Here is a 21,835-nt window from a genome sequence, read left to right as displayed (position 1 = left end):
CGGCCCGGATTTTCAGCCGTATCCAAAATTATTAGCCGCCCAGACGCTGCCGCGCCATGCCATGCAGCTGCAACGTAAAAGCCACGCCGCTGCCGTCGCCGAGATTGTGGGCGGTAGCGATGCCGTTATGGCGCTCGGCGACCAGTCGCACCACATAGAGACCCAGGCCCAGATGCGGCACGTCCCCCGGCGTGGCCTTGTCGCGCAGGCTGACCAGCGTATCGAACAATCGGCCCTGCATGGCTTCAGGCAGCAGCGTCCCCTGATTGGCTAGTTCAATTTGCGCGCCGCCTTCGATCGGTCGCAGGGTCAATCGCAGCCAGCCTTGTTCGGGCGTGAATGACAGCGCGTTATCGAACAATTTATCCAGCGCCTGCGCGATCAGTTCGGGCGCGCAATGCAGGGTGAGCGGTGCATCGGGCAACACGCAGTCGAGCCGGCGTGCACCGATCAGCGCACGGTAGGCATCCGCGCAGCCGCGCACCACGTCGCGCAAGTCCACATCTTCGGGTTCGGCCGTGGTGATCGATCGTTCCATGCGGCTGGACTCGCTCATCGCCCTCACCAGCGCCCCCAGTCGCGCCACGCCGTCGCGAGCGCGCTCGAGGTATGGCTGAGCTTCGGGCGCCATCGACGCATGTTCCAGGTTGTCCAGCGACGATTTGACGATCGCCAGCGGCGTGTTGAGTTCGTGCGAAAGCTTGGACGCCAGCGTGCGCAGGTAGTCGGTGTAGCTGCCAACCAGTTCGAACAGCTTTTCGAAGCTGCGCGCCAGGTCGCCGATCTCGTCGACCGCATCGGTCATCGGGAAACGGCCATTTTCGAAGAGGCCGTCCAGACGTCCATCGTTGAGCTGCGCGCGCTCGGCTGCATTGCGTAACCGGCCGAGGCGCAGGCTGAGCCGGGTAGCAAATGCCAGCAGTATTCCGCCAGCGACCAGCAGCACCCCGAAACTGGTAAGCAGCAGCCCCAGCAGCGCGCGATTCGCCAGCAGTGGCACAGTACGGCTGGCCTGTTCCAGCAGCAGCACGCCATTGATCTTCCCTCCCTGCCCGATCGGCACGGCCGCGGCCAGCACCACGCTGCCGCGCTCCTCGCCACTGCGCCACACACTGACCGGTTTGCCGGCGCTGGCACGAACGACTTCGCGCGTATCCAATCGCGGCACATCTTGCGACCACAGGTTGGCATCTTCCAGTCGCTTGCCCAGCAGCGAGCGATAGATGATCGAAGCGAACCATCCCGGCTGGCCGTCAGTGCCCGGGGCTGTGTTCAATCGGCCGCTGCGGCCCAACAGCCAGCCCTGAGGCGCCAGCACACGCGCCTGTACTTCGTCCGGTGCGAGCCTGGCCAGTTCGCTGGAAAGCGTCGTGGAATAAGCGAGTAAGGGCCGTGTGTCGGCCGCCATCGGATCGCCGCCGGCGGATGCGTCGTACACGCCCACGCCCAGCGCACGTAGTTTCAAACTGCGCGGCAAGCGCAGCTCGACCCGATAACCACTGCCGTCTTCCTGCCATTGCGCTGTGAGTGGGTCGGGGAAACCGGCCACCGGTGGATCAAGCGGACGTGCCGTCAATGGACCGGGTGCGGCGCTAGCCAACAGATAGCGCTGCTTACCCGTCGCATTCGCCAGCGTCAGGATCAGATGATCGGCTGCCAGTGCATTCGCATCGTCGGCATCGGCGCGCGTGCGACGGGTATCGCGAATATCGGCGTACAGGTAAAGCCAATCGCTGTCTTGCGCCAACAGCAGCTTGCCGCGCGAATTCGGTGATGATCCGAGCGACTGACTCCATGGCGTCAGCGGTGCCCAGTCGTCGCCGTAACCATCCACCGTGATCGGACTGGTCGCCTCCTGTACATACCAGCCGCTGGCATCCTCCGGCAGCACCGCGCCGGTCACCACCAGACTGCGCGCCACGGCCCGTGCCGAGGCGAGCAAGGCATCGGCCTGCCCCTCGCGCAACAGCGTTTCCATCTGCCGCACATACAGCCAGCCGGCAACCGGCAACGCCAGCGTGCACAGCGCGACCAGTAATAGTTTTTGGCGCAAGCTCATGGCAATACGGACACAGGGCAGGATGCATGCATGGCCGCCGCATTGTCATACTGATTTCGCCTACCGGCCAGCATCGACAGCGCTTGACTGAGTGCAGCCCGAAGTGCCGCGACATCGCCAGCCGGAACGAGGGTGACGCCAGGCAAACCTTGCAGTCCACACGCCGGCGTGGCGATAACCGGAATACCAGCCGCCACCGCTCTCAATGCTGCGCGCGGCGCATGTTCAATATATGCAGGCAGCACCACGACATCGGCATCTGCGATCCAGTCGCTCGCGTAACCCGAATGCTCAACCTGCACGCCCTGCCATAGCGAAACATCGCTGGATGGTGAACCGAGCACGCGTATCCGAGCCTGCTGCCCGCGCATTGCCTGCGCCAATTCACAGGCGCCCTTGCGTGCCAACGCGCTGGCAGGAAACACCACCAGCGGAAAGCGACTGACACCGCCGCCAACAGCCGTCGCCGCACGTGCGAATGCGACCGGCAAAACCCATGGGATTTGTAGAACATCCCGCGCAGCGGCTGCACGCCAGTACGCCGCGACCTCCGCATGCGCAGTGATGACCCTTCGGGCCGCCAGCATTGCGTCGGTTTCGCTGGCTGCAATGACGGGGTCGACCCTGAAATCATTCAACGTAGCTGCCGCTGGCGCGCTGTTGTCGCTGTGTCGATGTGCGTGGTCGAGGCGACGCTGAATCTCTTCCATCGGCAGCGAAGTGGCCAGCACATCATAAGTGCGCCCGCCCAACGCACCCATCTGCTGCAAGTGCGACAGCAGACCTTGATCAATCAGCAGGTGCGTATGCTCAGGCCGAAGTTTCCGCGCATAGGCCTGCGCCAACCAGCGCTGACCGTCTATCACGCTAGCCTGTCGTCGACCGGCGTAACGCGCCCAGCGTCGTTGCCACAAACGGCGGCGCAGACTTGCCCAATGCACGCAGTGGATTTTTTTCCTTCGCAAATGAGCTGGAGATTCCTCATTCGCTTCGGCGCTGTATAAAAGCCAGGAAAACGAAGGCAACCATTGGCGTGCCTTCGTCGGCAAAAACCCATCGACATCGTTTGACTGAGCCGACAGATAGCGTGCAAATTCGGGTGTCCATGCATCCAGCAGCCATGCAGTGCGCCCGCGCAGCAAAGTCGTTGGTGGCCGATGACGGAAACACGAAACTTGGTCACAGCTCAGGCAATTGCGTACTTCTGCGCCGGAGACTTTGCCTGTATTCGGCACCATGACTTTGGGCGTGTTGCGGTTTGATGTGTGAGGCACGGCTGATGCGGAACGAATGGTTAGCACCAGATCAGTCGCACTGAGTGTCAGCTCGAGACGCCATGCCACCGGCGCACAGATCTTCAAGTCGACGTAGTTCCAGAATACGGTGGCATTGATGTGATCATCCGCCGTGTGATCCGACTCGGGCACCACGCGAGCGCTGTGCGCGTGATGCTCGACCAGTTCGAAGCCAGCACGTTGCGCCGCGGTGGCCAGCGCATTGGATATCTGACAAATACCACCAGCCAATGCAGGTATGACGCAGCCCTCCCGAAGCTCACGGCCGACCACGAAACCCCGTCGTGCAGACGGTCGACCAAGCTGCTGCCAGAAACTCAGGCACTCGCCTGCCGGGATCTCGATGGCATGAAATCGTATGGCAGCCAACCGAAGGTTATGCACCTTGCCAGCTGTCAACAGGAACTCGTCGTCTCGCTCATTTGTCCACAGCATTGTACGCACCTGCGCACGTATAGGCGCATCCAACAGCGTGTTGCCCGATGTCCAGCGGCGCGCTTTTGCATCGATCCGATTGCGCCAGCCGCGCAACAACATCAACCCATGTGAGCGCAGCCAGAATCCAGCGGAGCTGACGCGCGTCGGCAAGTTTTTCAGGTCGGACATGGCGTGCGGCTAAGGCTTCTCGGCCCTGCTGGTGGATTTGTCGCCGCGCCGATATTTCGTATACATCGATTTCTGCACGACCTGCCGGAACAGCGCTATCACCGAAGCGCGCTGTGGATCGTTGGCGGCAACCGTCATCGACCAGCTCAGGTGGATGCCGGTAGCCTTGCCGGGATCGCAAAACACCACCGCGTCATCCACGTGATCGGCACCCTGATAGAGCACACCATCGCAGGTCATCGCCGTGCCGCTGACCGCGAACGAACTCACGGTGGCTTTCGGATCTTTCTTCAGATATTGCGTCTGGTCAGCCTGCCGTTCCGCCTTGAGGGAGGGCAGTTTGCGTGGCCATACGTTGAGCACCATCACGCGGTCGGGATTGCCGGTCCAGTCACCCTTGTAGAACACCAGATTGACGCCGATGGCCCTGGCGTACTGGCAACAGTCGCTGGCCCAGCCATCCGGAGGCACCGTCACGATCGACCAGCCGGGAACCGATTCGTCCGCATTCCCGCTGACGATGACGGTCTTCTCCTCGCCCGGGGCCACGTGTGACGGCTGATGTGCGGCGGCGTGCGACGTCGACAGCGGAATGGCCGACGCAGTGGATGCTGCAACGGCGGGACCAATGGCAGGTTGATCGACGGCGTGCGCCGTACTCACCGCAAGCAGCAGCGCAAACAGCACGAATAACCTGTGCATCACGGCTTCCACCGGTAGCCAACGCCGTGCACCGTCTCGATGCCATCGAACTCCGGTGCCACGGCGATGAATTTCTTGCGGATGCGTTTGACGTGCGAGGTGATGGTGGCATCGTCGACCACGAGTTCGGCTTCGCGCATCAGCTGATCGCGATTCTTCACATGACCGGGAAAACGGATCAGCGTGTGCACCATCCAGAATTCGGTGACGGTGAGCGGTATTTCCTCGCCGTTCCAGGTGATGCGCATGCGCTCGGACTCCAGCTTGAGCGGGCCGTGCTGGATCACTGTTTCACTGGAGGCCGGCGCCTTGAGCGATTCGATCCGGCGGAACAGCGCAGCAATGCGTGCCGCCAGTTGGTGCAGGCTGGTGTCCTTGCTGAGGTAGTCGTCGGCACCGAGTCGCAGACCTGAGATCACATCGAAGTCCGAATCGCGCGCAGTGAGGAAAATCAGCGGCAGCGTCGACGATTTGGCGCGCAGCTCGCGGCACAGATCGAAGCCACCCTCGGGCTCGTCGCCCAATCCAATATCGATGATCACCAGCTCCGGCAGGCGCATCGCGAACGCACTCGATGCCTCCTGCTTCGAGCCGTAGCCACGTGCGTCGTAGCCGAAACGGTTCAACGCCTCGACGTAATTGGCGCGGATCAGCGGTTCGTCTTCAACGATGGCAATGCTGCGGCCCATGGCGCGCTCCTGTGTGGTGGAGCGCAGCGTGCTATGCGAATGGCAGCGACGCAAGCCGTATGTGCCTACTGCCCGCGTATTGCCATAACCCAGCGGTAAGCGGGCCCGATTGTGCCGGGGCCAGCGCCCGGATGGGATGTGTGATGGGAACCGTGAACCACGCACGGAGACTTGCAATGCCAAACAACGAATCACGAGAACGCGACCCCAACGCCGAGCTGCGCAGCTTCGAGCCGTTGCGGGTGTCGCTGGCCATTGGCGCCCTGCTGCTGGGCGTGATCCTCGGCTTTCACTGAAACCGACGCCATGCTGAACAACGAATCCGATTCAGGTTTTACCGAGTCAGGCTCTGATGATTGGGTTGCCATGGAAGGCGAGCGGGCATCTGGCGTGCATGGAGGCGCGCCAGATGCAATGCGGCAGGAGGAGCCTGATCCCAGCTGGCAGCCGCTGTAAGAGCCTGTTTACGATCTTCACGGGCCAGCGTCGGCATTTGCTTCAACGGTGATTGATTTCCCGACATCCCATCGATCATGGTGGTACTTCCCCTCCTCGTGAGGGGATTTTTTTACACACTTGCCGCACCACAACGGGGTTTGGCAGCCATTTCGGCCGGACGGGGAACCAATCGGGATGGGCCGTGGTCTGAGTTACTGATTGGCGCTTCCATAGCCCGTGGAATGTGTCGATGCGAGTGTTGACCCCTCCCTCCGATGCGCTCGCATCGGCACGCGCCAATCGTTGGTGTTTCCTCTCACGTCTGACGACGTTTATCCCGGCGCTGCCCTGCGCCGGGATTTTTATGGGTGCGATCCGTGAGCGCGGTCACGCCGCGGGGCGTCTGCTGGATGCGGGGATTTAGCCGATCGCCGTGCGCATCGCAGCTATTTCGGCGCGGTAATCCTTGGCGTGGAAGATCGCCGAACCCGCCACGAAAGTGTCCGCGCCGGCCTCGGCAATCGCACCGATATTCCCGGCCGTTACGCCGCCGTCGATTTCCAGCCGAATCGCGCGGCCGCTCTCATCGATGCGTCGGCGTACCTGGCGCAATTTCTCCAGCGCGCCGGGAATGAACTTCTGCCCGCCGAAACCCGGGTTCACCGACATGATCAGGATCAGGTCGAGCTTGTCCATCACGTAATCGAGATGATCCAGCGGCGTGGCAGGATTGAATACCAGCCCTGCAGTGCAGCCGGAATCCTTGATCAGGCCGAGTGTGCGGTCGATATGCTCGCTGGCTTCGGGATGAAAGCTAATGCCGGTGGCGCCCGCCTTGGCGAAATCCGGCACGATGCGATCGACCGGCTTCACCATCAGATGCACGTCGATCGGCGCCGTGATGCCGTATTTGCGCAGCGACTCCAGCACCGCCGGACCGATCGTCAGGTTCGGCACGTAATGGTTGTCCATCACGTCGAAATGCACCCAGTCCGCGCCGGCAGCCAGCGCAGCGGCAGTGTCATCGCCCAGCCGCGCAAAATCGGCGGCGAGAATGGACGGAGCGATCATCGGGGCTTGCTTGCTCATGATTAACCTCGGTGCCTAAACGGATCGGATCGGCACAGGGATGTGCCGCCGCAAAACCGCGGCAGGATGCCCGGTTTTGCCATGGTAAAAGCTCAGCTCCAGCATGCACGAGTTCCTGTGATGGATTTGCAAGAAACCCATCACTTGAACCCCCTCTGCTCCTTGACCCGGTCATACGCCGCATTGATCTCGCTGGCACGCGACTCTGCGCGCTTGCGCATATCTTCAGGCAGATCGCCAAGACGGTCGGGGTGATGTTCGGAAATCAGCTTGCGATAGGCGCGCTTCACGGCACGTTCGTCGGCGGTGCGATCGATACCGAGTACGGCATACGGATCGGGACCCTGCGGCGAGCGCTGCGGCGGCACATAGCCTCCGCTGGAACCATAGCCCGTGCCGCGGCTGTAGCCGCGCTGGCCGCCGCCGTTCCAGGCGTAGCCTTTCATCGCCATCAGTGCCATCAGCTCCATTTCGCTGACCCGAAGCGCGAACGCCAGCTGGCGCAGGATGGCCATTTTTTCCGGTGCCGGATTGCCTTCGGCCAGCACGGTGTCGATCACTACATCGAGCACGGGGAACGCGTGATCGCGGCGCATGCCGACCCAGCCGCGCAGCTCGTTGATCGTGCCGGTGACATCGAACTCCGGCTGCTTGCCGGCATTGAAACTGGCGGCCGCCTGCTTGCGCTGGTCGGCGTCGAGATTCATCCGCGACATCATCCGTTCGGCAATCGCGATTTCCGCTTCCGACACGCGACCATCCGACTTCGCCACCGCGCCCAGGAGCGTGAACAGCGGCCCTATAAAACCGCCCGCTTCCGGCGTGGCGTTCTTGCGCTGGGTGTGGCGCAGGTTGTCGAAGATAAAGCCGATGATGGCACCGGTAATGGCGCCAGGAGCGTGGCCGATCAGCAACCCAAAGAACGCGAACCACAGGGTGTAGGAATAGCTCATAGCGGCAGACTCATCATGGCAGCACCGCTTGTGGCGACTGTGCGCTATACCAGCGCGCCAGTGCATCCAGCTCCGCATCGCTGACCGGGCCGATCGCCGCACGCATCAGCGCCACATTACGGCGACCGTTGCGATATTGCTTGAGTGCGTCGCGCAGGTAGTCCAGATTTTGCCCGGCAAGATTCGGCACGCCCGGCTGGGTGGCGCGCCCAGCGGTGCCATGACAGGCCGCACAAAGGCCCAGCCGGCTGGGCGGCTGCATGGCTGGCTGGCTTAAGGCAAGCACAGGGAGGGCGGCGGCGAGGCAACATGCCGCAATCTGAAGGGTTCGCATCGGCAACACATGGGGCTGAAGACGCGTAATTCTAGCAGTCGCCGTGAGGTGGCCTGTTGGGTGCGACTTTCCGGCCCTACGGCCGCAGCAGTTAGAATGGCGGTTCTCCCCGTTTGCGGAACCACTGTCGTGCCCACCAGCTTGCTGCAATCCGAACTGCCCGGCCTGGAACTGATTCATCGTGGCAAGGTGCGCGACGTCTACGCGTTGCCGCAAGGCCATCGCCCCGATGGCCGTCCGGAGGAAGCGCGACTGCTGATCGTGGCGACCGACCGCCTGTCGGCTTTCGACGTGGTGCTGCCCAACCCGATTCCGGGCAAGGGCGAGATGCTGACGCAGATCTCCAACTTCTGGTTCGCGCAGACCGCGCACCTGGTGCCAAATCATTTGCTCGACGTGCCACTGGCCGACGTATTGCCGGCCGGCACTGATCTGGCGCTGTACGAGAAACGCGCCGTAGTGGCGCGCCGGCTGAAGCCGGTACCGGTGGAGGCGATCGCCCGCGGCTACATCATTGGCTCGGGCTGGAAGGATTATCAGGCCACCGGCACGCTGTGCGGTATCACCCTGCCGGTCGATCTGCAGCAGGCGCAGCAACTGCCCGCGCCGATCTTCACGCCGTCGACCAAAGCCGCCGTAGGCGACCACGACGAGAACGTCAACTTTGATGCCGTGGTGGCGGCTGTCGGCCACGCCACCGCCGACGAAGTGCGCGAGGCCACGCTGACCATCTACAAGTGGGCGGCAGCTTATGCGGCCGAACGCGGCATCATCATCGCCGATACCAAGTTCGAATTCGGCACCGATGCCAACGGCAAGCTTTACGTGATGGACGAGATGCTGACGCCGGATTCCTCGCGCTTCTGGCCCGCCGACGAATACCGCGTCGGCATCAGCCCGCCCAGCTACGACAAGCAGTTCGTGCGCGACTATCTGGAAACGCAGGGTTGGAACAAGAAAGCGCCCGGCCCGGTGATTCCCGACAACGTGATTGCCGCCACGGCGGCCAAATACGCCGAGGCGCTGCATAAGCTGGCCGGCATCCAGCTAACCTGATGAGCGCTTGGCTCACCCTCAGCCTCGCCATCCTGGCCGAAGTGATCGGCACCAGCGCGCTAAAGGCTTCCGAAGGCTTCAGCCGACTGCTGCCGAGCGTGGTGGTGGTCGCCGGCTACGGCGTCGCTTTCTATTTCCTCAGCCTTACGCTCAAACATATTCCGGTGGGCATTGCCTACGCGGTGTGGTCGGGTGCCGGCACCGTGTTGATCACCTTGATCGGCGTGCTGGCCTTCCGCCAGAAGATCGACCTGGCCGGCATGATCGGCATCGCGCTGATCATTGCTGGCGTGCTGGTGCTGAACCTGCTATCCAAGAGCAGTGCCCACTAATGGCACGCCACCTCTGAGGGCTCCGAACATGCGCACCATGCAGGACTGGCTGGACAGTTACAGCAGCGATCACCAGAACCCCACCAACAAGCGTCTGCACTGGATCTGCGTGCCACCGATCATGTGGAGCGTGATTGCGCTGCTGTGGGCGATCCCCGTGCCGGCCAACTTTTTTCGCCCCGGCTCATGGGCGGTGCTGACGATGGTGGCGGCGTTCTACTGGTACTGGAAGCATTCGCATCGGCTGGCTGCAGCACTGCTGATCGCCTTCGCGGTGCTGGGGCTGATCACCAACATACTGTTTTCCGAACTCGGTGCGACCCGGCTGTGCATGCTGGCCGTGACCGTCTTCGTAGTTGCCTGGATCGGCCAGTTCGTCGGGCACAAGTACGAGGGACGCAAGCCGAGCTTTCTCACCGATATCTCGTATCTGCTGATCGGGCCGGCGTGGCTGATGGCGAAAGTGTTGCGCAAGATGGGATTTCAGCAAGTCACATGACCACTCTGCTTACCCTACTCAGCAGCCTGCTCTGGTGGGTGCTGTACAGCTCCATCTTCGCATTGTTTTTTGCTCTCATCGCCTATGCCGTGCTGCGTTGGACCGAGCGCAGCAGCGTCGTCTTCAACCGCGTTTACGTGGCTTGCCTGCTGTGGAACCTGATCGGCATCGTGTTGATCGTCGGCGTAGCCACGGGCGAAGGCCATCTGCACCCGCCCTACGCGCCGCTGCTCGCGTCGGGCCTGCTGCGATTCGTGTTGGTGCTCGACATGCTGATCGGCACCGTGCTGCTGTGGCGGCTGACCCCGCGCGTCGACGCCAGCCGCATCCGCCCGGGCAGCGCCTGCATGGCCGTCGCTGCAATCATGGCGATCAGCTTTGGCGTGGCGACCAGCCTCGTGTAAGTTTTGTGGTTTAACTTATGGCTTGGCGAAAAGAGTAGAGCCGATTTCCAAACGCCCATGCTTCTTTGATCTAAATTTCCATAAATTCAAACCGCCAGTGTCTGGCGTATACCGCCGTTTCCGGCACAAGCCGCAGCGTAACCAATCCTTCTCACCCGTGAGATGACACTGTCTCCAACGGCGAGACCGGCGCAAGCTATACCACCCGCTCGCTTACGAGAATTCCATGAGCCTGCGCAGCCTGTTCGTCGACTTCAATAGCTACTTCGCCTCGGTCGAGCAGCACGAGGAGCCGGAACTGCGCGGCCGACCGGTGGGCGTGGCGCCGGTCGCCGCCGAAACCACCAGCCTGATCGCCGCCAGCTACGAAGCGAAAGCGTTCGGTGTCGGCACCGGCACGCTAGTGCGCGAAGCGCGGCGGCTATGCCCGGATATCGCGATTCGTGTTGCACGGCCGGAACGTTATGTCGCCTGGCACAAGACGCTGTACGAGGCGATCGAGCATGCGATTCCGATCGCGCGGGTTGGTTCGATCGACGAAGTAGCCTGCGAACTGGTCGGTCGTCAGCGCCGGCGCGAGGTGGCCGAGCAGATTGCCGCGCAGGTGAAGCAGGAGATTGCACTGGTGGCGCCCGGCGGCGCGATCCGCTGCTCGATCGGCATCGCGCCGAACGAGTTCCTCGCCAAGACCGCCTCGGATATGCGCAAGCCCGACGGCCTCACCGTGATCGAGCAGGCCGATCTGCCGCACGCCCTGCACGGCCTGGAGTTGCGCGACCTGTGCGGCATCGGCCGTTCGATGGAAATACGCCTGCACGAAGAGGGCATCACCACCACCGCCCAGCTCACCGCCGCTTCCAAGCTGCAGCTGCGTAAAGTCTGGAGCGGCATCGAGGGTGAACGCATGTGGGGAATGTTGCGCGGCGCGTGGCTGCCCGCTGCAGTAACCACGCGCGGCTCGATCGGCCACTCGCATGTGCTCGGGCCGGAGCTTCGCCATGCGGCCGGCGCCCGCGCGGTGCTGAAGAAATTGCTGGTAAAAGCGGCGATGCGCATGCGCCGCGAGGAACTGCTGAGCGGTGCACTGGCGGTGCGCATTCGCTTCGTCGGGCATGATCTGCGCTGGGAACGCGATCTCACATTCGACCCCACCGACGACAGCCGCGAGCTGTTGCAGCTATTGAACGGCTCGCTCGCTCCCGAGCGCCATGGCGGCCTGCCTGGCCCAGTGCACGCCGTGCCGCTATCGGTCAGTGTGACCCTGATGCGGTTGGTACCACGCACACAAAGCACGGGCTCGCTGTTCGCATCGACACAAGATGCCGGCCGCATTGACGCACTGGTCGATCGCATCAATACCAAGTTCGGCTACAACAAGGTCTACTTCGGCAGCATGCAGCTGGCACTGCAGCACGATGCCGCGCCGATGCGCATCCCGTTCAATCGCATCCCCGACACTGACAGCGAGAATGAGTCGGCACATAACACGATCGCGGTACACGAAGGTGCTGCCAGTCACGATCCGCTGTGGCTGCAATCGCTCAACCGCGCCAAGGTGCTGGCCGAAAACGCACATCGCCGTCGCGAACACGGGCACAAGGGACCGGACAAAAAATCTTCCTTCTTAAGGATGCTCTGATCTATTCGGCGCAGGCGTCACTGATTCTGTCTGCTCGCAGATTTGTGCTGCGTCGGCGAGGGCAGGCTGGCTGCCTGTCGAGACGATGCGGTGCAAAGCTGTGGGCAGACAGAACCAGCCCCGCGCATGAATTCAAAGGCCCGGGTGATGTCCAGAAGGCACACCAGCCGCGGTGCCCATCTTGCCAAGGCAGCCAGCCTTGGCTGCGCCGTGCACCACACCTGGCGAACCTTCTGGGCATCATGCCGCCTGTGCCGAATAGATCAGAGCATCCTAATCAGCCCGGCGCCGCCGGCAGCATGTAACGGCCCGGCGTCACCCCGAAATGGCGGCGAAACATCGCGATAAAGGCGCTGATGTTCTCGTAGCCGAGGTCGAGTGCCGTCGTTGTCACCGCGTTGCCACGCGTCAGTAGCTCCAGCGCACGCAGCAAGCGCGCCCGCTGGCGCCACTGAGTGAAGCTGAAGCCGGTCTCCGCACTGAACCGGCGCGTCAATGTGCGGGAAGGAACATGCGCCCAGTCCGCCCACTCCGGCAGGCTGCGGTTATCCGAAGGATCATCGGCAATCGCCTGGGCAATACGCAGCAGACGCGCGTCGCGTGGCATCGGCAGTTCGAACGACTCGCGCGGCAGGCTGCGGATCTCGTCCAGCACGACACCGACAACGCGCGCCTGCGCATCGTCCAGCAATGCGCCACTCCAACCGACAGCGCGATCGACGGCGGCGTGCAGCAGGGCCGACATGCGGATCGTGCACGGCTGCGCCGGTAGCGTTGCGCAGGCCGACTTGTCGACATAAACGCTCCAACCGGCGAACGGGCCGTGTGAGCGCACGGAATGCGTCTGGTGCGGCGGTATCCAGATCGCCTGAGTCGCCGCCACCACGTGCTGGCCACGGTCGGTGCCAACGGTGAGCAGCCCACGAATGGCGCCGAGCAACTGGCCGCGCGCATGGCTGTGCGGTGACGTCTCACGACGCAACGGATCGACCTGTTTTACAGCGATAAGCGTCACCAGACCGGTGGACTGGGCAAGCTGTGGATCGAGCAGCGGCTTCGACATGGCCTGAATACCGTATTCAATGGCTCAAGTACGTTAGCGGAGCCAGCATGTGCTCGCTAGAGTATCTGCACACTCTTCCTGGAGAACCGATATGCGTGCTGAAGACTTGCTTCCCGACAACGTCAATCAAGGCGAATTCAACGGCGTTGTAGTCCGCAAAGGCTCAGTTGGCGCCTTTCTAGCCAACGCCAAGCTGCGGACAGATCCAACGCGCTCCGCGCTGGAGCGCGCTACCGCCGAACGTCACATCATCGAGGCCCTACCAGCCCTGCGCGCGCTCGGCCTGTTCGATGCCCTACAGATCCGCGACGAAGAGCTGCGGAGTTTCGTGGAAGTGCATTGAAGCCGTCGTATTTCAGCGGCTGGCGAGCGCCTCGAAAACTCGCGCCACTGCTTCGGCGCCCGGGTCCACAACGCCGGCCAGCGCATGCGCTGGCACGTAGGAGGCGCGACCAGCATGCGCGCGAGTGAGTGTGGCGGTGTATTCGGCACCCTTGCGAGCCGCTTGCGCGGCAGCCTGTAGACCCTGGTCCAATACATCCACGGCCGGTATCAACGCGTCGAGCATCGTGCGGTCGCCGCGCTTGGCGCCCCCGTAGTGCTGCATGCGGGCGATGCCATCGCCCAGTGCTTCGCGCCACGGTTTGCCGGCGACCAACGCCGTACCGGTGGCGGTGAACAGGATCGATAGCAACACGCCACTGGAACCACCCATCGCTCGGGCGAGCAAACGCCCCAGTTCGTCGCACAGCCGTGCCGGTTCGCCGCTACTGAGCATCCCGGCCTGCAGCTTTTGCGCGATCGCATGCGCGCCGGCGGCGAAGGTGCTGCCGGTATCACCGTCACCACTGCGCGCATCCAGCTCGTCCAGTGCCTGACGGGCATTCTGCAAAGTCTGCGTGATACGCAGGATCGCCGCCTCCACGGCGGTGTCTCGCGTGCCCGGGCCGGCCTCACCCGCTGTATCGGCTGGCACCGCGAAGGTTTCCAATGGATGCGGCCGATACACGCCCGGCCAGGCCGGCGCTTCCACTGGCACGCTGAGCGCTTCCAGGTAATCCGCCTCGGCCGGTAACAGGCTGATCGAGAAACCATGCATGTCCAGTGAGGTCATCAGCGCAGCAGGGTGCACCATCAACGCCACTCGCTGCACGCCGATCTGGCTGAGAATTTCATGCGACAACACGGCCAGTTCCTGGCTCGAACAGCCACCCAGATTATTGAGCAGCACGATCAGCCGGCCATCCACGCCATAGCGTTTGGCCGCCTGTTCCAGCAAAGGCGCCAGCACGACCGCCACCGCTTCAGCGGCATCCTGCGGCTGTACCTGCTGAGCGCCCGGCTCATTGTGGATGCCCAAACCCAGCTCGGGGCTACGTCGTTCGATCGCATGGCCCGGCAGCGTACAGCTGGACAAGGCCATGCCCAACGACATCAGCCGGCCGGCGAACTGCTCGGCGCAGGTAACGATCTCGTCCAGTGATCGCCCTTGCTCGGCCAGATAGCCGACGTATTTGTGCATCAGCACGGTGCCGGCGATACCGCGCGGCTGTGATGCATCCGGTAGCGCGATATCGTCGGCGACGATCACCATGCGCGCATCCAGACCTTCGCGCCTGGCCTGCTCGACGGCCAGCCCGAAATTGAGACGGTCGCCGGTGTAGTTCTTCACCACCAGCAGCGTGCCGGCCACGCCGCTGCAATGGCGGATTGCCGCCAGCACGGCAGCGACGCTGGGCGAGGCGAACAGCTCGCCGGACACCGCCGCGGTCAACATGCCGGCACCGACAAAACCCGCATGCGATGGTTCGTGTCCGGCGCCACCGCCCGATATGATCGCCACCTGCTTTCGCTGCCAATCGGAACGCACCAGGATGCGCATGCCCGAACCCGGCTCGGCCGCTGTCAATGGCGCCAACTGCGCCAGACTACCGAGGATCTGATCAACGACGTGTTGCGGTTGATTGAAAAAGAAATCCATCGTCATGCCTCGCTGAATGCGTGCCGCCCATAGTAGTCCGAATACGATGGTCGCCTACGATCAGTCGCGCCAATCACTTCACCGTCCACCGGTACTGGCCTGCTGATTGGCCGCGCGCACCGCATCGATGAAACCATCGAATGGAAGATCGGTTATGCCGACCAGACCGATATGCGAATTCTCGCCATCGAGCAGGCGTCCGGTGACCGGCTGGTCGACGTACTCGAACCAGTGCGCGCCGACGATGTTCGTATCGCTCGCCGCGGCCGCGACGAACTTCGCATAGGCCTCGCCACGCTGCTGTTCCGTATAAACCGACACCACACCCTTGCCGAAAGGACCGCGATCGTCGGAACCGAAATGGAACTCGCTGATCAACGCGGGCTTGTCGAGCTCGCGGATCGCTACCGCGTCGAAGCCATGCTGCGGCAGGTCGGCGTAGACATTGAAGCTCACCACATCGCAATACCGCGCGCAGGCGGCGACGGCCTCGGGGGTGTTCACGGCGAAGCGTCCACCAAGAAAAAGATGGTGCGCGTCGTGCCGGTGAATAGCCTCGGCTACGGTCCGGAAATAGGTATCGGCGTAGAGACGCAGCCACGCGCTGTAATCCGCAGCGATGGCTGGATGCTGCTCGTTCGGCACGGGCGCCGCAAAGCTGGTGACATTGAGCGCATCCCACGAACCGAGCGCAATGCCCCATGCACTCGCCAGCGTTTCCGGCTCTACGTATTTCTTGCGCAGTATCGCGATGAAAGCGCGTTTGGCGGGGCTCTTTGCATCACCTCTCAAGGTACCGATGGCCAGTCCCCAGCGACCCTGGGGGCCCACGCCAGCCCATGCCAGTTCGTTATCGGCGAAATAGCCGAGCAGCCATGGGTCGTCATGCACATCGTCGCTAGCATTCGCTACGGCCTGCTCAGTCGCCTGCACAAAACGCGGATCAAACGGATCGGGCATGCGGCCCCAGTAGTCATAACCAGCTGACACATTGGCGTAATTGCCGGAGATATTTATCGGGCGGGTATACGGCAGCCGATGTGCCTGCCCGAGCGATGCATCGCTCCAGTTGCCGATGGTGTTGAAGCCCCAGGCATGCAGACGATCAAGCGTACGTGCACGCCATGCATCCATCCACCTGGCGCCATCGACGCGATACAGATTGGCCGCATAGAAATCGAACCAACGGCCGTGGTTGTAACCGATACCTTCACTGGCGCCCTGATCCGGCCGGCGGCTGTCACCCTTGCCGTAGAACGGTAGCCAGGCACCGGTCACCGGGGGCAGATCCTGGAACATGAACTCGCGGCCCTCGACGTAGCTGCGACCACCATCGGCGACGATCGCATTGACCCCGAGCGAAAAGAACGCGTGGCCGTCCGGCGTGACCAGCTGCCAGCGGCCGTTGGCCTTCTGTGCATGGAACCAGCCGGTTTTGGTGAGGTTGGGAACGTCCAGGCGTCCACCATAGTTATCCATGCCAACTACCTGCGCGGACGCTTTGGCGAGCACGGCCTGCTCGGCAGCATGCAGGGCGGCATCGGGGTCGATCTTCTCCGGCCAGTGACCGCGCGTGAACTGTCCATAGCGATCGACGATACCGGTATACGCGTCACGCAACGTGGCTTCGCCAGCCGCCGTGTCGATGCGACCGAACAACAGTGTCTGTGCCGCCTGCGGTGCGGGCATGCTGAGCCGAATCGCATTCACCTCATGCAGATCAATCGCCCCTTGCACCGTAGTAGCCAGCAAGGTCAGCTGAGCATGATCATCAAACGGCATCGGCGGCGGCGCCTGCATGCCTTCGCTGCGTGGCGATTCGGCATGCAAAGGCAGCACCAGCGTTTGCGCGGGACCGGCCGGCACGCCGACACTGGCGTGCAGATGCTGCTGCTTGCCAGCGCTGTCGATATCGACGTTCAACGTCACCGCCCAAGGCATCGCGTTCTGCACGCGCAGGCGCAGCTCGCCCTTGCCGGTCCAGTCCCAGGCTTTACCGATCGCAGGCGCGACAGTCATCTGCGGCAGCGCAGCGGGTTGAAAGGCGTAGCGCCGCTGCGCCACTCCGTCCTTAGCACGTTCCGCAGCGCCGACGCGCTGCACCTGCGTCAGCGAGATCTGCGCAGACGGCGAAGAAGAAGATGAGAGATCAATCGTCGCTGGCGTCTCCGCGGCATGACAGGCATTCAGCGCCAACAGGCACAGCAGCCACAGCACTACATAGCGTTTCATAAGCAGGCAGTCTGGCAAAAGGACCATGCCGAGTATGCTGCCGGCAGCTGAAGCGCAGCCCTCCTGCTTCAAACCCTGTGGAAAGCAAACTACAGCGAGCGCGGCGCCGAGATTCGACGCCAGCCGTAATAGGCCGGCACACCCAACGCGATGATCAGCAGACTCATGCCTGCATCGCTCGGCGTGTGAATCGCTGTCGCCAGGATCACGCTGAACACGGTGATCACGAACACCAGCGGCAGCAGCGGATAAAACGGCACCCGATAAGGCGACGGCTGATCGATGAAATGCCGGCGATACCAGAACAGCGTGGCGATGCCGAACACGTGCCCCAGCCACTCGCCCACCGTGGTGTAGTCGAGCAGCTGATTGAAGCTGCCCGACAACGTCAGCACGATCGCCCATGTACCCAGTGCCGCCAGTGCAATCTGCGGCGCACGCGTGCGCGGATCGATACGTCCCACTGCGCGGAAAAACATGCCGTCGGCGCCCATCGTCTGCAGCACGCGCGCGCCACCAGCGATCGCGATGTTGCAGTAACCGAAAGCAGAGCACGCAATGCCGACCGCAATCACGGTGGCGCCGGTATCCCCAAATAGGCGCCGCATCAGGTCTGCCGCCGGCGCGTGGCTGGCCGCCAGGCCGGCGTGTCCCAGTCCTGCCAGATAAGCAAAGTTCACCAGCACGTAGCAGATCACCACGCCTGCCATGCCCATGCCGAGCGCGCGCGGCAACGTACGCTGCGGATTGCGCACTTCACCGGCCAGATCGTTGAGGTAGTGAAAGCCACCATAGGTAAACAGCACCGGCAGCAGCGCGCCGATGAAGGCCCACGACGACACCGGATGCGACGTGTCCACCGCCAGCGATGTGCCCAGATGCCCGCGTGCCAGCACCAACCCGACAACCACCAGCAGCACGATCGCCGCGATCTTCAGTACGGTGAAAACGTTTTGCACCCAGGCGCCTGCGCGAATGCCGAACAGATTGATACCAACGATAAAGGCGATCCCGCCGGCGGCCACCGGCTTCACCCACATATCGGGCAGACCCGTTGCCGCACAGAAATAATCGGCGAAGATGGTCGCCACCGCGGCCACGCTGCCCGGATAGTTGATCAGAGCCATGGTCCAGCCGAACAGAAATGCCGGCAGCTGTCCGAATGCCTCGCGCAGATAAACGTAGGTACCACCCGCCTGCGGTCGCCGCGCGCCCAGCTCGGCGTAGCAGAGAACACCAGCGAGCGTCAGCAAGCCGCCGATTACCCACAGGATCAGCACCTGCAAACCGGAGTTTGTCTGCTGGGCAATCGCGGCCGGGTTGCGGAAAATGCCCGCCCCAATGACGCCACCGATCACGATCATCGCGGCGTCCCAGGTGCTCAGGCGCCGAACATAGGCATTGGCAGGTTCAGTCGACATGACCACTACCATGCCATTGTGTGTGGTGTTTCAGCTAGTCCCGCATGATACGGCCCGCTCGTTAAGTAGGTATCGGGCACTATGGTTCAACCATGCAGGCCATACAGCGGGCCCATCGAATGATCTCTCATAGCAAACGCCATACATTCGGCCACCACGCAAGGGGGGTCATCCTCGCCACGCTAGGGTTTGTCATGCTGTGCGCTATCGCATTACCAGCGCAGGCCGCGAGCCGCACGGCGCCACCCTGGCACATCGAAAGTTTCTGCCATCGAGGCGTGCCGTCGGCCCGTCGCTGCCTGGTGCGCGCGCGTCAGGGCATCATCGTTTTTCAGCTGGTCGAGCTGACTTCGGCGCCAGCCGTCCGATGGAGCGACGGCATGGCCGTGTTGACTTCGGGTGCGGATGAGGGGTCGCGCCAGCTGCGCTTCTTCGTGCCGCCACAAAAGCTCAGCGCGCCTTTCAAGCAAGTGCGTGCGTACGATATTCAGCAACAGCTCGTGGCCTTCTATGCCGATGGCCACGTGCATCTTCGCGCCATGTTTGCGGATGATCATGATCTCGCCGTGCTGGCACTGCCTGCCGACATCGGCATGGCTACGCTGCAACTTCGTTTTGAAGGACGCAGCCTGCATGCAGCATGGCGTGACAGCCAGGGTCGAGCGCTGGAGCAGACGCTGCGTGCGAAGGATTGACCTGCCGACAACAGATCGGCACATGCCGTCGCACTGGTGTCGGCAGCGGCACGGTCTAGAATCGCCAGATCCGTTTCATCAGCTGTACGCCACCGCGCATGACCGCCCCAACCCGCAAAATTCTGCATATCGACATGGATGCGTTCTACGCGTCAGTCGAGCAGCGCGATGATCCGTCATTGCGTGGCAAGCCGGTGGCGGTGGCCTGGCGCGGTGCACGCTCGGTGGTGTGCGCGGCAAGTTATGAGGCACGAGTGTTCGGCATTCGCTCGGCGATGCCGGCGATGCGCGCCGAGCGGCTGTGCCCGCAGGTAGTCTTCGTGCCGCCGGACTTTGTCCGCTACAAAGCAGTGTCACGGCAAATCCGCGAGATCTTCGCGCGGCACACGGAGCTGATCGAGCCGCTCTCATTGGACGAGGCTTATCTCGATGTCACCACCACGTTGACCGGCCTGCCCTCGGCAACGGCGACCGCCGAGGCAATCCGCGCGGCGATCCGCGAGGAGACACAGCTCACCGCGTCGGCCGGCGTGGCACCCAACAAGTTTCTTGCAAAGATCGCGTCGGACTGGAACAAGCCGGATGGCCTCTACGTGATTCGCCCGCACCAAGTCGAAGCCTTCCTCACGCCGCTGCCAGTCGGTCGCCTGCCCGGGGTCGGCAAGGTAATGGAAGCGAAGCTCGCCGTGCTCGGCATCAGCACCGTCGGCGAACTTCGCGTATTCGCCTTGCCCGAACTGGAGCAGCGTTTCGGACGCTGGGGCCGACGTCTGCACGAACTGGCGCGTGGCATCGACGATCACGCCGTGCAACCCGAACGACTGACCTTGCAGATCTCTGCCGAGGATACGTTCGAGCATGATCTGGCACTGGACGAACTCGAGCCGCATATCCGCCAGCTCGCCGAAAAGGCCTGGGCGGGTTATCTGCGCAACGCTGCTGCTGAAGAACATGCCCGCGTGGCGCGCACCGTGGTGCTAAAGCTGAAGACCTCCGATTTCCGCACGCTTACACGCAGCCTAACGCCAACACAGCCCCCGCTGTCAGCCAAGGAACTGGGCGATATCGCCTGCGCCTTGCGTACGCGTGTCGAACGCCCAACTGATGCGCTGTACCGACTCGTCGGTGTGGGCCTGGCCGGCTTCGTGGAGCAGGACAGCTACCACGCGCAGACCGATCTGTTCGACACCACAAACTAAGGCAAGTGCTCAGCTCGCATCAGGCACGGTGTACTCGAAGTCATAGCGATGCTTGCCATCGATAATCGTGATGCCCAGCGTACCGGTCAGCCCGACCAGCTCGCCGGTAGCGGAATCGGGCACCACCGTTACGCTGAGCTGCGGCGCGGCGCGCGTCATCGTGCCACTGTGCTGCAAGACAAAGCTCCCGCTAAGACCATGCAGCCTTCCCGTGACGCACTCCATCGCGACATAGCCGGCTGATCCTTCAACCGCTGCACGCATCGCCAGCATCTGGCCCTTGCCGGTCGCATCAAGATCACCGCTGAAGATCTTGTCCAGCGCCATCCGGCCAATGCTGGCATCGCCGACATTTTCCTCGGCAGATTGCGGGACCATTTTCACTTCGAACGTGCCACTGGCGTGGCTTCGTCACGATTCTTCCTGATGTCAGTAAGTTGTATGAGTTTAGCGCCAGTAATGAACGACGAATAATGCGGTGTGGGGCATATCGCGCGCCGTTTGGCCGCGATTGGATGCAGGGCGGTGGCAACGCCGTGATCAGTGAAGTCGGGTTCCATGCGCTCCTCTTGGACATTCTTTTCTGATAGCTTGCAATTAAGTAGTGCGCTATGTATATTGCGACCCCATGAAGGCTAAAGACACCGCAAGTGCAACCAAGTCGCTGCTGCAACTTGACCAGCAGCTGTGCTTTGCGCTGTACTCCGCCGGACTGGCAATGAACAAGGTCTATCGGACACTGCTGTCCAGGCTGCGTCTTACCTATCCGCAATACCTGGTGATGCTGGTACTTTGGGAGCGCGACGATCTGACCGTGTCGGATATCGGCGAACGTCTTTTTCTGGACTCGGCGACGCTGACACCACTGCTGAAGCGTCTGGAAGCTGCCGGACTGTTGGATCGTGCACGCTCGGCTGAGGACGAACGGCAGGTCATCATCTCGCTGACCTCGGAAGGCCGCGCGCTGAAGAAACAAGCCGGCAGCGTGCCAAACGCCGTGTTCTGTGCCACCGGCTGCGAGCTCGATGAAATGGTGGCGCTGAAGAAACAGCTGACAGGCTTGCGTGAAAAGCTCGCCAGCAATAGCTGACAAGCGAGTGAGCAAACGAAATCCATACGAACTTTCATTTATCTTTTACATAGTGTGCT

The 21,835-nt window shown here is 62.4% G+C and carries 22 protein-coding genes and 1 pseudogene; 11 read left to right on the top strand and 12 right to left on the bottom strand.

The window, feature by feature from the left end; all coding sequences use genetic code 11:
* Positions 1–31: 31 nt before the first annotated feature.
* Genes HDE80_RS09180 through pdsR form a run of 4 tightly spaced genes read right to left on the bottom strand, consistent with a single transcriptional unit; the run spans position 32 to position 5,351 of the window.
* Positions 32–2,059 (bottom strand): ATP-binding protein, encoded by a 2,028-nt coding sequence (locus tag HDE80_RS09180; RefSeq protein ID WP_184670166.1) that lies wholly within the window; start codon positions 2,057–2,059, stop codon positions 32–34.
* Positions 2,056–3,960, bottom strand: coding sequence for a VanW family protein (locus tag HDE80_RS09175; protein WP_184670164.1), 1,905 nt, complete (start codon positions 3,958–3,960; stop codon positions 2,056–2,058). The genes HDE80_RS09180 and HDE80_RS09175 overlap by 4 nt, the downstream gene beginning before the upstream one ends.
* A gap of 9 nt (positions 3,961–3,969) precedes the next feature.
* Positions 3,970–4,662, bottom strand: a complete 693-nt coding sequence (locus HDE80_RS09170; protein WP_184670162.1) for a hypothetical protein — start codon at positions 4,660–4,662, stop codon at positions 3,970–3,972.
* Complete coding sequence (pdsR, locus tag HDE80_RS09165; RefSeq protein WP_184600482.1) at positions 4,662–5,351, bottom strand: proteobacterial dedicated sortase system response regulator; 690 nt, start codon at positions 5,349–5,351, stop codon at positions 4,662–4,664. Before pdsR ends, HDE80_RS09170 begins: the two co-directional genes overlap by 1 nt.
* 306 nt (positions 5,352–5,657) lie before the next feature.
* On the opposite strand from pdsR, the gene HDE80_RS09160 reads away from it, so the two are divergent.
* Positions 5,658–5,807 (top strand): hypothetical protein, encoded by a 150-nt coding sequence (locus tag HDE80_RS09160; protein ID WP_184600481.1) that lies wholly within the window; start codon positions 5,658–5,660, stop codon positions 5,805–5,807.
* Positions 5,808–6,039: 232 nt separating this feature from the next.
* Positions 6,040–6,213: a hypothetical protein gene (locus tag HDE80_RS09155; protein ID WP_184670160.1), complete on the top strand. Its 174-nt coding sequence runs from the start codon at positions 6,040–6,042 to the stop codon at positions 6,211–6,213.
* Here HDE80_RS09155 and rpe read toward each other — a convergent pair.
* The 3 genes from rpe to HDE80_RS09140 form a co-directional block, all read right to left on the bottom strand.
* Positions 6,210–6,878, bottom strand: a complete 669-nt coding sequence (gene rpe / locus HDE80_RS09150; protein WP_184600480.1) for a ribulose-phosphate 3-epimerase — start codon at positions 6,876–6,878, stop codon at positions 6,210–6,212. The genes HDE80_RS09155 and rpe overlap by 4 nt on opposite strands.
* A gap of 140 nt (positions 6,879–7,018) precedes the next feature.
* Positions 7,019–7,831, bottom strand: a complete 813-nt coding sequence (gene djlA / locus HDE80_RS09145) for a co-chaperone DjlA (RefSeq protein WP_184600479.1) — start codon at positions 7,829–7,831, stop codon at positions 7,019–7,021.
* Between the two features lie 13 nt (positions 7,832–7,844).
* On the bottom strand, positions 7,845–8,093 hold the full coding sequence (locus tag HDE80_RS09140) for a c-type cytochrome (RefSeq protein ID WP_255483661.1): 249 nt from the start codon (positions 8,091–8,093) through the stop codon (positions 7,845–7,847).
* A gap of 201 nt (positions 8,094–8,294) precedes the next feature.
* Between HDE80_RS09140 and HDE80_RS09135 the strand changes: the two genes are divergently transcribed.
* The 5 genes from HDE80_RS09135 (at position 8,295) to HDE80_RS09115 (ending at position 12,095) form a co-directional block, all read left to right on the top strand.
* On the top strand, positions 8,295–9,221 hold the full coding sequence (locus HDE80_RS09135; RefSeq protein WP_184670156.1) for a phosphoribosylaminoimidazolesuccinocarboxamide synthase: 927 nt from the start codon (positions 8,295–8,297) through the stop codon (positions 9,219–9,221).
* Positions 9,221–9,553 carry an SMR family transporter gene (locus tag HDE80_RS09130; RefSeq protein WP_184670154.1) on the top strand — a complete coding sequence of 111 codons (333 nt, stop codon included), beginning with the start codon at positions 9,221–9,223 and terminating at the stop codon, positions 9,551–9,553. Before HDE80_RS09135 ends, HDE80_RS09130 begins: the two co-directional genes overlap by 1 nt.
* A gap of 28 nt (positions 9,554–9,581) precedes the next feature.
* Complete coding sequence (locus HDE80_RS09125; RefSeq protein ID WP_184670152.1) at positions 9,582–10,052, top strand: Mpo1-like protein; 471 nt, start codon at positions 9,582–9,584, stop codon at positions 10,050–10,052.
* Positions 10,049–10,456: a hypothetical protein gene (locus HDE80_RS09120; protein ID WP_184670150.1), complete on the top strand. Its 408-nt coding sequence runs from the start codon at positions 10,049–10,051 to the stop codon at positions 10,454–10,456. Before HDE80_RS09125 ends, HDE80_RS09120 begins: the two co-directional genes overlap by 4 nt.
* 226 nt (positions 10,457–10,682) lie before the next feature.
* Positions 10,683–12,095 (top strand): DNA polymerase, encoded by a 1,413-nt coding sequence (locus tag HDE80_RS09115; RefSeq protein ID WP_184670148.1) that lies wholly within the window; start codon positions 10,683–10,685, stop codon positions 12,093–12,095.
* Between the two features lie 277 nt (positions 12,096–12,372).
* On the opposite strand, the gene HDE80_RS09110 is transcribed toward HDE80_RS09115, so the two are convergent.
* Positions 12,373–13,158, bottom strand: coding sequence for a helix-turn-helix transcriptional regulator (locus HDE80_RS09110; protein ID WP_184670146.1), 786 nt, complete (start codon positions 13,156–13,158; stop codon positions 12,373–12,375).
* 91 nt (positions 13,159–13,249) lie between these two features.
* Between HDE80_RS09110 and HDE80_RS09105 the strand changes: the two genes are divergently transcribed.
* A complete protein-coding gene (locus HDE80_RS09105) occupies positions 13,250–13,501 on the top strand; it encodes a hypothetical protein (protein WP_184670144.1) in 252 nt (83 codons plus the stop codon).
* A gap of 12 nt (positions 13,502–13,513) precedes the next feature.
* On the opposite strand, the gene HDE80_RS09100 is transcribed toward HDE80_RS09105, so the two are convergent.
* The 3 genes from HDE80_RS09100 to HDE80_RS09090 all read right to left on the bottom strand — a co-directional run bounded on the left by HDE80_RS09100 (position 13,514) and on the right by HDE80_RS09090 (position 18,792).
* Positions 13,514–15,139, bottom strand: a complete 1,626-nt coding sequence (locus tag HDE80_RS09100; RefSeq protein WP_184670142.1) for a dihydroxyacetone kinase subunit DhaK — start codon at positions 15,137–15,139, stop codon at positions 13,514–13,516.
* 78 nt (positions 15,140–15,217) lie between these two features.
* Positions 15,218–17,371, bottom strand: a complete 2,154-nt coding sequence (locus HDE80_RS09095; RefSeq protein WP_184670139.1) for a beta-agarase — start codon at positions 17,369–17,371, stop codon at positions 15,218–15,220.
* 89 nt (positions 17,372–17,460) lie between these two features.
* Entirely contained in the window at positions 17,461–18,792 is a 1,332-nt protein-coding gene (locus HDE80_RS09090) for an amino acid permease (protein ID WP_184670137.1), read from the bottom strand.
* A 194-nt stretch (positions 18,793–18,986) separates the two neighbouring features.
* Here HDE80_RS09090 and HDE80_RS09085 point away from each other — a divergent pair, with 194 nt between their 5' ends.
* Entirely contained in the window at positions 18,987–19,487 is a 501-nt protein-coding gene (locus tag HDE80_RS09085; RefSeq protein WP_184600467.1) for a hypothetical protein, read from the top strand.
* A 98-nt stretch (positions 19,488–19,585) separates the two neighbouring features.
* Complete coding sequence (gene dinB, locus HDE80_RS09080; protein ID WP_184670135.1) at positions 19,586–20,686, top strand: DNA polymerase IV; 1,101 nt, start codon at positions 19,586–19,588, stop codon at positions 20,684–20,686.
* 9 nt (positions 20,687–20,695) lie between these two features.
* On the opposite strand, the pseudogene HDE80_RS09075 reads toward dinB, so the two are convergent.
* Positions 20,696–21,076, bottom strand: a pseudogene (locus tag HDE80_RS09075) (DUF3224 domain-containing protein); the annotation flags it as partial.
* Positions 21,077–21,314: 238 nt separating this feature from the next.
* Here HDE80_RS09075 and HDE80_RS09070 point away from each other — a divergent pair.
* Positions 21,315–21,776, top strand: coding sequence for a MarR family transcriptional regulator (locus HDE80_RS09070; RefSeq protein WP_184670131.1), 462 nt, complete (start codon positions 21,315–21,317; stop codon positions 21,774–21,776).
* Positions 21,777–21,835: the final 59 nt, after the last annotated feature.

The sequence above is a fragment of the Rhodanobacter sp. A1T4 genome (genome assembly GCF_014207185.1).
In the GTDB taxonomy this organism is placed as follows: Bacteria; Pseudomonadota; Gammaproteobacteria; order Xanthomonadales; family Rhodanobacteraceae; genus Rhodanobacter.
This window is presented reverse-complemented; position numbering and strand designations above follow the sequence as displayed.